Source organism: uncultured Tenacibaculum sp. (genome assembly GCF_947499065.1).
In the GTDB taxonomy this organism is placed as follows: Bacteria; Bacteroidota; Bacteroidia; order Flavobacteriales; family Flavobacteriaceae; genus Polaribacter.
Map to the genome: position 1 here is coordinate 697,677 of NZ_CANMMT010000002.1, position 13,247 is coordinate 710,923.

The following is a 13,247-nucleotide window of genomic DNA, read 5'->3' on the forward strand; positions in this document are numbered from 1 at the left end:
GATTAAGTATTTTACAAATTAAAGCTTATTGATTTCTCAATAAGCTTTAATTTATTCTACGAATTGTAACCCTTATAAAAGAATTACTTTACTATTACTTATTTTACTACATTAACCCACTGTCCTTTTGTACGTGCTATATAATCATTATCATACATAGCTTCTACTTGTACTCCTGGTAAATAATAGGTTCCTAAATACGATGCATTTAATAATACTCTAAATGTTTTTGTTTCGTACTTATTTAAGGTAAAATAGTTACTTATGCTTGCATCTCTAATATCTGTATAATCTACTTTTGAAGAGGATGTATTGTTACCAAAATCGGTAAATCTAGTATTTACAATTTCCCATCCTGACGGTATATATTCTGTTAATGCAACATTTTCTACTTTATCGTTAGTTGAGTTTCTTATCGTAATTTCAGCTATAAAGTTTGTTCCTTGTGATATACTTGTAGGATCTATACGCTCTCCTCCTTTTGTTTTATAGTTTATTGTTGCTTCTAAATTCTTTTGAACTACTTTTTCTACACCTACTGGTAAAATTCCTTTGTTCAATAATCGTACATACAACACTCCTTTACTTTTATTCGAAATTTTAAATGTATTCTCTTTTTTAATTTCTTCTATATCTTCAGCATATAATGCTTTTTGAATATTGATGTTTTTTGAATTACTATTGATAGTAAATTTAGCATGAATTCCTGTATTCTCTCCATTTTGCAATGCATACTGACTCATAGCTAATAAACTAAATGCTGTAGTTTGCGTACTCATCCATTGCTCACTAGACAAGGTTTCTGCAATCTCTTTAGCTAATTTTATTGCTTTCACTTCATCATTTAACAATGTATAAGTTTCTAATGCCATTGCTTTGTTTCTAGTTTCAGAACCATAATTATAATAATATCTTCTAGAATAATTCTCTGCTGTTAAAGTTCCTAAAATAACTTTTGCAATCGATTTTTTTCCAATCAATGCATATGCTGATGCTAAACGCATTTTTGCTTCATTTGAAATACTTCTTGTTTCTCTTAAACGATTCATTGAAGCTAAATCTGGACTATTTGCTAAACTCAAAGTATACAATCTATAAGCCTGCGAAAGCGCATTATTACTATAGCTTGAATTATTTCTCCAATTACGTGCTTGTTGCTTTTGATAACTAATCCAATTTGATTTAAAACCTATTGGTAATACATATCCTTTTTTGGCTGCTTCTATCATAAAATGCCCTGCATAAGATGTTCCCCAATTATCTGCTCTAGAATTTCCTTGCCAGTAAGACAAGCCTCCATTTGCTATTTGGAAGTCTGATAATCGTTGAATTGTCGCTTTTACATTTCGCTCTATTTCTTGTTGTTTTTCTTTTGATAATTCAAATATCTCTGGTAAATACAATTGTGGAAAAGCACTTGATGTTGTTTGCTCTACACAACCATGTGGATATCTTATTAAATACCCTAAACGCTTTGTAAAATTCATTGGAGGTAAAGTAGACAATTCAACGGTAGCTGAATTTGTTCCTTTGGTTCCAAAAGTTGTGAAATCAATTTCTTTATTTTCATTTGATTTTACTACTAAATCTTTTACTTCTGTAGTTACTGGATTTGGATTTAACACATCTATTTCTACCTCATAAGATGCTTTTTCACTTCCAGAACTTGCATTTATCTTTACTTTTCCTATTCCTTTAAAATCATTTACTTTTAATGTAAAGTAAGCCATTTTTTCATCTGGCTGACTAAATGTAACTGTTTGTGTTTTGCTTCCCTCTATAGTATAAGCTTCGTTAGGAGCAACCGTAACCTTAACATTTTTAATTTCTGGTTTCATTGCAAAAACTGTTACTGGTAAGGTTACTGTTTCTTGTGGTGTTATTTTTCTAGGCAATGATGCTAAAATCATAACTGGTTTGCGTACAAATGCTGTTTTTTCATCACTTCCATATGCTTCTTCTTTTGCATTTGTAGCTACTACCGTTGCTCTTACCGATCCTACATACTTTGGTATTTTTATAGAATGTTTTTGAATATCTCCCTTTTCTAAATTAAATGGTCCTAAATAAGTAACCATTGGTTTGAATCGATTGGCTTTCTTATTCTTACTTCCTGCTTCTGCTTCATCTCCTCCAATACTCAATATCTGATTTACTTTTCCACCGTAAGCCCCTATTACATCATCAAAAATATCCCAAGTTCTAACTCCTAACGATTGTCTTGCATAAAATGTATTCCATGGATTTGGTGTTTTAAATCGTGTTAAATCTAATAATCCATCATCTACCAATGCTATTGTATACGTCATTGGTTTTCCATCTTTTTCTTTTACTCTAATATTGGCAACCGATTCTGGTCTTAATTCATCTGCTAACTGTATTTCTGGCGTCAATTTTGTTGCTGGATCATTGACCATCATTGGTATTGATCCATACATTCGTATTGGTAAATCATTTACTGTTTGACTATGTTTTTGTAATAAGGATATATTCACAAAAACATTAGGTGTATAGCTTGCTAATACCAGGAAAGAGAATTTTGTTTGTTTAGCCTTTGTTGGTACCCAAAAATGATCTAATACCTCTGTTCCATTTTCTATTGTAATTAATGCTCTTCCTCCTTCTGATGATGGAAATGTTACTGTTGCTGTTTCTTTTACATTATAAGTTTCCTTATCTGTTGTAAAAACAAGCATTGTTGCATTGGTTTTATCTTGACTCCCTTTTTTCTTTCCATACCAAGACGGCCAGTCAAAATACACTACATTCGATGTTACGTGCCTGCTTTCTTTATCTGTAACTTTTATTAAATAACGTCCCCAATCATTTTCACTTATTTTTAAGTCAAATGATCCTTTTCCGTTTGCTCCTGTTTTAACTTGTACTGTTTTATAAGGCTCATGATAACGTGTTCCGTCATAACTAGATAATCCATTATCTGAAGTACTCCACCACCATCTCCATGATAATTTATATACTTTTACATCCAAACGATTTGCTACTCCTACTCCTTTTTCATTAACCGTAGCTACATTAAATGTATACTTTTCGTCTGTAAACAAATAGTTTTTTGATTGCTGTTCTTCTGCATTTAATAATCCTACATAACTAGTATATGGTGATACTTTTTTAGTGAACACGTCCGTACTAAAATCTCCTCCATTTTCGTAAACCTTTGTTATAAAGCTTGCTTTTAGCATTCCTGGTGCTTTATTGTCTAATTTTGGTTTTACAGAAAATGTAGTTTCTCCTTCATTATTTAATTTCCCTTTTAATACTGAAAATTCTTCTGTTCCAAACCTTCTTGTAACATCATCAAAATTATAATTCTTGAATTTTGAAAATGTTGTTTTGGTTTGTCTGAATTTTCCATTGATATCCAATTTTAAGTTTCTTGCAATTGCTCCGTGTAGCCATTTTACTTCTACGTCGCCATTAATTGCCTCATTAGCTTTTATTACTTCCGATGCTGTTTTTAATTTTATTTTTAAACGATTTGGTTTTATCGTTTCTATTTTTAATGTCTTTATAAACACCGCCCCACCAATAGTCACTCTCAGTTTCCAATTTCCTGTAATTGCTTCTTGACTTGTTTTTGGCGCATACGGATATACATTATATTTGTTTTTATATAAAACTTTTCTCTCTATTATTTTGCCTTGTGGATTTATCAATTCAAATTTGATAGGATGTTTTTCTGGTAATGGATTTGCATTATCATTTAACACAAATGTTAGGTATAAATGGTCTCCTGGTCTCCAAACTCCTCTTTCTCCATAAATATATCCTTTGATTCCTTTTTGAAGTTTTGTTCCTGAAACATCGAACTTACTCATTGACAAAGCATTTCCTTCATTCAATTTAATGTAAGTTGTATTATTACTTTTAGTTGCTACTGCAAAAAATGCGTTATGAATATCTTCAAAAGTTGCTATTCCTTCTTTATTGGTTGTTACTGTTTTTATTGGCTGTTGCTGTAAGTTATACAAGTTTACTTTTGATCCTGCAGCTGGTTCTGCTGTTAATAAATCAGTTACAGCTACAAACGTTTTATTGTTATTTCCTTTTTTTACTATTACTCCTAAATTAGTTGCTAAAATATTTGTGCTAACTTTTTTATCGTAGTAATAAGAAATGGTACACGGATTTTCTCTATCTCTCCAGTTATAATTATAATATCCATCACTATAATAGTTTTGGTTATCATATTGCTTAGTATCGATTTTCTTTTTTCCGAAAACAATCGTGTTATTATTAACTGAACCATCACATGTATAATTTGAGTATTCTTGATTAAATGTAAATTCTACCCTATACATTGCTCCATCTTCAACAGCTAATATTTCTGATAAGTCAATAGCAAAAGCATTTTCTTTTGTTAAATCTACTCCTTGATTGGTTAAATTTATAGTATATTTTGCTTCTGGTCTTCCTACATAACGTAAATTCCCTTGGTTATTTAAGTTATTGTACTGTAAAAACTGTAGTACATTATTTTTATAAATTTTATAAACTGTTGCATCAACCGCTTTTAAGTTAACCGCTTTAAAATTGATTTTTAAATTACTTGAATTTGGTAAAATTGAACCGCTTTTTATAAATGAAACTGATGGCTTTAGCTGCTCAAAATGTAATGTCTTGCTAAAGCTTTCTTTTAGAGCATATCCTTCTGTATTCTTTATTCCTTTAAAAACAGTTAAATCTACTTTATTTTTAAAAGTTGTTTTTGGATATACGTTTACTATGTTATTACTAATTTTATAAGTAAATCTTCTCTTTTGCGTATTTTGAAATTGAATTAAACCTCTTAAATCTTGTCCTTTTTTAATTGGATCTGAGAAACTAATTTCTATATGCTGTTTATCAGCATTTACTACTTCTGCATTTAAAACTTTAAAGTTGTTTTTTCCAGTAATTATTAAATCTCTCTCTCCTTTTGATGTAGATTTTATTGTTGTTCCATTCCATAAAACTTTTAAAACCTTATCGTCATCAAAACGTTGTAAGCTATCTATTTTAAAATGTATTTTTGAAGCAAACTCTTCAAACGTTTCAAACTTTACATTTACTTCGCTTCCATTATAATTTGCTTTGACTAGTTCTGGTAATTTTGAACTTTCTACTACATCACTAGCTGTTAAAACTCCTTCAACAACATACTTATCTTTATTGGATACTTTTGGTGAATTTAATGAGACATTAAAAAGTAGTTCTTTGGTTTTTACTTTAATTGTAAAGTCTTTTAAACCTGAATCAATATCATTATATAATTTTGATAAATGCAATGTTAATTTGTACTCTTGATTGCTTTGTAATTTTTCACTTGGAATAAATGAAATAACATTGTCTTTAAAAGTTGTTTCTCCATTTACTTTTGGGCTAATTGTAAATACATCGTTATTTACAGTTGCTTCATCTATTTTTTTCTTTAAATAAAAATCGAATTTTGGAGTAATGGAAACTAGCTTTTCTGGAAATACAGAAACGTATTCTGTGTAAGCATTGATATCACTTTCTTGGCCTCCTGTTTTTTTACATGCATTAACAGCTAACATTAAGATGATTAGCGCTAATATTTTAATAGTATTTCTCATAGCAAAATAGCTTTTCTTATTAATTTCTCGAAGTATATCAAAGTTACATATTTTAGAAATATCACGATCAAAAAATTACCTTAAAAAATTAGCTTTTTTAAAAGAAATTTGAGAACAATTCTTTCTTGAATTTAATAATGCTTAATTTTGCCATCCATATTGAAATAAGAACATGTTAGGATTAAAATTTGAAACGGAAACTTCTTGGGCCGATATTGCTAAAGATAATTTACAACAGATATTAACTGATCACGCTTTTTTAGAGCAAAAAGCCGCGTCTAATGCTGTATCTATAATTATTAACTATTCTGAAGAAACTGAACTTGTACAAAGTATGAGTGCTATTGCTATAGAAGAAATGGAGCACTTTAAAATGGTACATGATTTTATGGTAAAAAGAGGAATGGTTTTAGGGAGAGAGCAAAAGAATGATTATGCTATTCAACTGCAAAAATTCTTTACCAAAACAAAAGATCGTACAGAAGCTTTAATTCAACGTTTATTAATTGCTGCAATTATTGAGGCTAGAAGTTGTGAACGATTCAAAGTTTTTTCTGAAAATATGGAAGACGAAGAATTATCTAAATTCTATAGAGATTTGATGATTTCTGAAGCAAATCACTATACTACTTTTTTAGGTTTTGCTAGAAAATATCAGGATAGAGAAATAGTTGACAAGAAGTGGAACGATTTAATTGCTTTTGAAGCTGAAATGATGAGAAATCGTGGAACTGCTGCTAAAGTACATGGATAAAAATGTTTAGTAAAGAAGAATCTGCTCGTTTACGTAAAGAGTTTTGGACTAGCTTTGGAAAATCTTTTCCTAGAAAATGGCTTTTGTATAATACTAAAATTAAAGGTTTTGCTTTTAAATTTCAGGCTGATAGAAAAAAAGCGTCTGTTTGCTTAGATTTTGAACATCCTGAAAGTATTGCCAATGAATTACTATATGACCAGTTACTTTCTTTAAGAAAAATCTTAGAAACAGAATATTTACCTGAAGTTATATACGATGATAACTTTGAGTTAGATAACCGTAAAATTATCCATAGAATTTATGTTCCTTTTGAGAAAAAATTCAGTATTCACAACAAAAATACTTGGCGTGATTGCTATGAGTTTTATGTAGAAACTATGGAACAATTTGAGTTGTTTTTTTATGAATATGAGGACTTTATAAAACAGGCTATTTAATATAGGAAAATGCCCCTTTTTAACTAAAAACCAACACTTTAAGTTAATTTAACCTTATATTTGTAGCTCATTTTTATAACCCCTATACCCCTATGAATAACCAACCCCTACGGTTATTGCTAGTGTTGTTTGCACTGGTTTTAACATCTTGTTCGTCAAATAGCGAAATAGAATTGGCTGGTAATCCTTCAGAGTCAACTACTGTTATCGCTGAAAAGTCTATTGAATCTGAAGTACTAGCACTCATCAATAACTACAGAGTTGCTAATGGGTTATCTGTTTTAAGTAAACTCCAAGCGATCAAATCTCAAGCAAATAATCATACCAATTACATGATTGATAAGAATAAAATCTCACATGATTTTTTCTATCAACGTAAACAATATTTAACAGAAAACGCTAGCGCAACTGGTGTTGGTGAAAATGTTGCGTATGGTTATTCTTCAGCTCAATCTGTAGTTAATGCATGGATTAAAAGTGATGGTCACAGAAAAAATATTGAAGGTAACTTTACTCACTTTGAAATTTCTGCAGAGAAAGATTCTGACGGTAAATGGTACTTTACCAATATTTTTATCAAGAAATAGTTTTATTGTTTATTTGAATTATTAACAATAAGTAAAAGCCTTCATTTAACATTTGTTAAGTGAAGGCTTTTTTATAAACTACGGTTACGGAAGGAAAAAATAATTACTTATAATCATTTAATATTATAAACTTAGATCTTCTATTTTCTTGGTGCTCCTCTTCTGTACAAGGAATATAATTTTTACACTTATTTACTAATTGTTTTTCTCCATATCCTATGGCACTTTCTATTCTTTCTGGTGCTATATCTCTTGATATGATATAATCTCTTGTTGATTTTGCTCTTTTATCTGATAATATTTCATTGTATAAATCGCCACCTCTACTATCAGTATGTGATTCTATTTTAATAATCATATCTGGATGATTATTTAAAACCTTTACTACATATTCTAGCTCAAAAGCTGCGTCTGGCCTTATATTCCATTTATCAAAGTCGAAAAAGATAGGTGCTATGACAATTTCTTTATCAATTATCAATGGAGTTAGATATAAATCTTGCTTGATATTTTGATGATGAATATTTGTTGTTTCTATATTCTTTAAATCGTCTTTATAATCTAATTTTGTTCCTCTAAGTGTGTATTTCTTCTTACATTCTGCTTCAAATTCAAAAGCTCCATCTTCTGTTGTTGTTATTTTTTTAATCACTTTTCCATCTTCACCAATAAATTCTACTAAAGCATTTGCTAAAATTTCGTTTGTTTTACTATCATACACTACTCCACTAACCAATTGCATACATTTATATGATTCAAAACTATAAATATCATCCTTTCCTTTTCCTCCTGGTCTATTTGATGAAAAGTATCCTGTTTTATTATCTTCATTCATAAAAAATGCAAAATCATCATATCCACTATTAAATGGTGCTCCCAAATTTTTTACTTCTGCCGAATTATTTTTTAATAAATCCGATTTATAAATATCTAACAACCCTAAATTCTCATAACCGTCTGATGAAAAATAAAATGTATAATCTGATGACACAAATGGAAACATGTCTCTCCCACTTGTATTTATTTTTTCTCCCATATTTACGGGTTCTCCATACGTATTATTAGGTAGTATTGCTACTTTATAAATATCTGTTAAACCATAACCTCCAGGCATATTTGATGTAAAGTACAATGTTTTATTATCTGGACTTAAGGCTGGATGTCCATTTGAATATACTTCATCATTAAATGGTAATTCTTCTATATTTGTCCATTCTCCATTTACTAGAGTTGCTTTAAAAATTTCTAAATGTGATGTTCCTTCTTTATCATAATCTAACTTATTTCTTTTGTTCAGATTATTTCTTGTAAAATACATGGTTTTTCCATCATTGGTAATAGCTATACTCGATTCGTGAAACCCAGTATTTATTTTTGATGATGTTAAAGGAATTACATTTTCTATTGACTTTGAATTTCCATAATCTATAATGGTCGCTTCATATAAATCCAAGTAAGGTTCATTATTCCATTCGTACATTTTTCCTTTCTCATTCTTTGTTGAAGCAAACATGAACTTATGCTTATGAACATAAGGTGCAAAATCTGAATTTTTAGTATTAACATCTAAGTTGATAATTTTTATTGAATCGTTATTAAGTGCTTTTAGTTTCTCATAATCTACATTTACAATCTGAAAATTATTACTTGGCAATTTTTCTAGCCACTCTTCAGCTTTTTTATATTCTCCTACACTTCTTAATGATTGTGCATATTTATAAATATTCTCATTAGTTAAGCCTTCATCTTTTTGGGCAGCTATAGCATACCATTTATTTGCTTCTTTTGAATTTGAATTATTGTAATAACAATCTGCCAATTTTGTCAAAGTATAAGAACTACTATCTCCTCTTTTAATTGCTTTTTTATAAAATTCTGCTGCCTTTATATATGCATAGTTTTTAAAGAACTTATCTGCTACTCTTTTTTGTGAAAAAGAATAAGAAAAGCTAAAAATCAATAATAAAAATGTAATTTTTGTCTTCATATCTATACTTTTTAAAAATATCTAGGCGATTTTACTCTATTCACCTTAATTAACTCATACATTAACAAGATTTCATGTGTACCGCTAGAAAATTGATTTATATCCGATAAAGGATATTCATATGCATATCCGATTCTAAATTGTCTAGATACTTGAAAATCTACAATAGCTCCTAAAGCTCCTGTAAATTCATTAAATCTATAAGATCCTCCTAACCAAAACTTTTCATTGAAAAGAAAATTTGCTGTTACATCATATGATAATGGCGCTCCATTTGTTGCTTTTATTAAAGTTGCTGGTTTAAATTTTACACTATTACTTAAGTTAAATACATAACCTGCTGTTAAATAATAACTCACTTTATCTACAATCCCGTAATCAACTCCTCCAATTGTTAAATCGTTATGATCTATATTCAATAATCTTGGAGCTGATAGTCCTAAATACCATTTATTTGTATGTAAGTAGAGCCCCGCTCCTACATTTGGTTCCCATCTATTTCTAACACCACTAATTCCAGGATCTCCAGCTTCTGCTGCAATCAATTCATCATCTAAATTATATTGAGTAAACCCAGCTTTTAATCCGAATGCTAATCTAGTTTCTTGGCTTAGATTAATTGTATAAGAGAAATCTCCATACAAATATGTGAAATTCTCATATCCCAACTTGTCATTTATAAATGACAACCCTAAACCTATTCGATCATTTCTAAGCGGTGTATGTATTGACAATGTTTGTGTTTCGGGACCTTTTCCAAAACCTGCCCATTGGCTTCTATGCAATCCTACAATACTCAATACTTCTCTACTTCCTGCATATGCTGGATTTACCGATATTGTATTATACATGTATTGGGTAAACTGAGGTAACTGCTGACTTTCAACGTTAAATACAGTTGTAATTATTAAAATAAAAACTATATGAAATCTGTAATTTTGCTTCATAGCTTATACATTATTTGGTTCCTAAATAAATTGCTCCTGTAAATGGTTTTAATCCACTATTTTCTAACACTACTATGTAATAATAAGTTCCTGCTGGCAGTCTTTTTGCCGCTCCAAATGTTGATCCATCTGAAATTCCGTTCCAATCATTTGCATAGTTGTTCGATTCGTAAACTCTTGCTCCCCAACGATTAAATATTTTAACATTGGTTATAAATCCACACGATTCGATTCCTGTTACTGTAAAAAATTCATTCCATGTATCTCCGTTTGGTGTTACTGCTTTAGATATAACTACATCTTCTTGCCCACACGGTAATACCACACAATCATCATTAATATTTATTGTTAAACTAATTGATGATAAACAAGTTTCATTAGCAACTGTATAGGTAAATACATAATCTCCTAAAGCTATATTTGAAGGGTCAAATGTGTTATCTGTAGTAAGTGCTACATTTCCACTTGTAACTTCCCACTCTCCATCTGTGCTAATGTTTGTTAAATAATCGTTTAAGTCTACAATACCATCATCAATACATTTTGAATCTGCTATTGTTGTTGTTACTGTTTCTATTGTTACATTTATGTTTTGAACAAATTCTGCTGTATTCCCACAATCATCAGCAACTGTCCAAGTTCTTATTATTTGATAATCATTATTTGTTCCATCAAAAGTATTTTCCTCTTCAAAATTTGTTTGTGTGATGTTACTTGAACAATTATCTACAAATTCTAATGTTGGTACTTCTGGAATCTCATCACAACTCACACTTATGTCTGTTAAGTTTGTAACCAATTCTGGTGCCTCATTATCTTCTACTTTAATTTCTTGAGTATGACTCACTTTATTTCCTGCACAATCTTCAGATTCCCAAACTCTAATTATTGTATACTCTGAAGGACATCCTTCTCCTTGTCCTGTAATTGCTTCTGAGTAATTTACTGTTACCTCTGAATCACAATTATCGGTCGCTGTTAATATTACTGCCTCTGGAATGGCATCACAACTTACTGTTGTATTCTCTGGTAAGCTTTCTACAAACTCCGGTGCTTTGGTATCCTCTACTTCGATTGTTTGTGTATGTGTTGTGGTATTGTTTGCACAATCACTTACCGTCCATGTTCTTGTTATTGTATATACTGATGTACACTCATCATCCTGTCCTGTAATTGCTTCGGAATAATTTACTGTTACTTCTGAATCACAATTATCGGTCGCAGTCAATACTTCAGCCTCTGGAATGGCATCACAACTTACTGTTGTATTCTCTGGTAAGCTTTCTACAAACTCCGGTGCTTTGGTATCCTCTACTTCGATTGTTTGTGTATGTGTTGTGGTATTATTTGCACAATCACTTACCGTCCATGTTCTTGTTATTGTATATACTGATGTACACTCATCATCCTGTCCTGCAATTGTTTCTGAGTAATTTACTGTTACTTCTGAATCACAATTATCGGTTGCAGTCAATACTTCAGCCTCTGGAATTGCATCACAACTTACTGTTGTATTCTCTGGTAAGCTTTCTACAAACTCTGGTGCTTTGGTATCCTCTACTTCGATTGTTTGTGTATGTGTTGTGGTATTATTTGCACAATCACTTACGGTCCATGTTCTTGTTATTGTATATACCGATGCACATTCATCATCCTGTCCTGTAATTGCTTCTGAGTAATTTACTGTTACTTCTGAATCACAATTATCGGTCGCTGTTAATATTACTGCCTCTGGAATGGCATCACAACTTACTGTTGTATTCTCTGGTAAGTTTTCTACAAACTCTGGTGCTTTGGTATCCTCTACTTCGATTGTTTGTGTATGTATTGTGGTATTATTTGCACAATCACTTACGGTCCACGTTCTTGTTATTGTGTATACCGATGCACATTCATCATCCTGACCTGTAATCGCTTCTGAGTAATTTACCGTTACTTCTGAATCACAATTATCGGTCGCAGTCAATACTTTAACCTCTGGAATGGCATCACAACTTACTGTTGTATCCGCTGGTAAGTTTTCTACAAACTCTGGTGCTTTGGTATCCTCTACTTCGATTGTTTGGGTATGTATTGTGGTATTATTTGCACAATCACTTACGGTCCACGTTCTTGTTATTGTGTATACCGATGTACATTCATCATCCTGTCCTGTAATCGCTTCTGAGTAATTTACCGTTACTTCTGAATCACAATTATCAGTCGCAGTTAATATTGTTGCTTCTGGAATGGCATCACAACTTACTGTTGTATTCTCTGGTAAACTTTCTACAAACTCCGGTGCTTTGGTATCCTCTACTTCGATTGTTTGTGTATGTGTTGTAGTGTTGTTTGCACAATCACTTACCGTCCACGTTCTCGTTATTGTATATACTGATGCACATTCATCATCCTGACCTGTAATCGCTTCTGAGTAATTTACCGTTACTTCTGAATCACAATTATCTGTTGCAGTTAATACTGCTGCCTCTGGAATGGCATCACAACTTACTGTTGTATTCTCTGGTAAACTTTCTACAAACTCCGGTGCTTTGGTATCCTCTACTTCGATTGTTTGTGTATGTGTTGTGGTATTATTTGCACAATCACTTACCGTCCATGTTCTTGTTATTGTATATACCGATGCACATTCATCATCCTGCCCTGTAATTGCTTCGGAGTAATTTACCGTTACCTCTGAATCACAATTATCTGTTGCAGTTAATATTACTGCCTCTGGAATTGCATCACAACTTACTGTTGTATTCTCTGGTAAGCTTTCTACAAACTCCGGTGCTTTGGTATCTTCTACCGTAATTGATTGTATATGTGTTGTGGTATTTCCTGAACAATCACTTACGGTCCACTTTCTTGTGATTAAGTATTCTGATCCACAAGCATCGTCATCGCCACTGGTTACTTCACTTGGAACTACGGTTACCACTGCATCACAATTATC

Annotated in this window: 7 protein-coding genes; 3 read left to right on the forward strand and 4 right to left on the reverse strand. The window is 31.2% G+C overall.

From position 1 onward, the window contains the following. Nucleotides 1-98 precede the first annotated feature (98 nt). Nucleotides 99-5,594, reverse strand: coding sequence for an MG2 domain-containing protein (locus tag Q0958_RS07515; RefSeq protein ID WP_299121738.1), 5,496 nt, complete (start codon nt 5,592-5,594; stop codon nt 99-101). 172 nt (nt 5,595-5,766) lie between these two features. Between Q0958_RS07515 and Q0958_RS07520 the strand changes: the two genes are divergently transcribed. The 3 genes from Q0958_RS07520 to Q0958_RS07530 all read left to right on the forward strand — a co-directional run bounded on the left by Q0958_RS07520 (nt 5,767) and on the right by Q0958_RS07530 (nt 7,375). Continuing rightward, entirely contained in the window at nt 5,767-6,348 is a 582-nt protein-coding gene (locus Q0958_RS07520; RefSeq protein ID WP_150898485.1) for a tRNA-(ms[2]io[6]A)-hydroxylase, read from the forward strand. Between the two features lie 2 nt (nt 6,349-6,350). Beyond that, on the forward strand, nt 6,351-6,788 hold the full coding sequence (locus Q0958_RS07525) for a DUF4268 domain-containing protein (RefSeq protein ID WP_272149394.1): 438 nt from the start codon (nt 6,351-6,353) through the stop codon (nt 6,786-6,788). Between the two features lie 92 nt (nt 6,789-6,880). Then, nucleotides 6,881-7,375, forward strand: a complete 495-nt coding sequence (locus tag Q0958_RS07530; protein WP_299121740.1) for a CAP domain-containing protein — start codon at nt 6,881-6,883, stop codon at nt 7,373-7,375. A gap of 103 nt (nt 7,376-7,478) precedes the next feature. On the opposite strand, the gene Q0958_RS07535 is transcribed toward Q0958_RS07530, so the two are convergent. The 3 genes from Q0958_RS07535 to Q0958_RS07545 all read right to left on the reverse strand — a co-directional run. Further along, nucleotides 7,479-9,362, reverse strand: coding sequence for an OmpA family protein (locus tag Q0958_RS07535; protein WP_299121741.1), 1,884 nt, complete (start codon nt 9,360-9,362; stop codon nt 7,479-7,481). Nucleotides 9,363-9,373: 11 nt separating this feature from the next. Next, nucleotides 9,374-10,309: a type IX secretion system membrane protein PorP/SprF gene (locus tag Q0958_RS07540; protein ID WP_299121742.1), complete on the reverse strand. Its 936-nt coding sequence runs from the start codon at nt 10,307-10,309 to the stop codon at nt 9,374-9,376. A 10-nt stretch (nt 10,310-10,319) separates the two neighbouring features. Then, nucleotides 10,320-13,247, reverse strand: a 2,928-nt coding sequence (locus Q0958_RS07545; protein ID WP_299121743.1) for a gliding motility-associated C-terminal domain-containing protein, incomplete at its 5' end; no start/stop codon positions are given.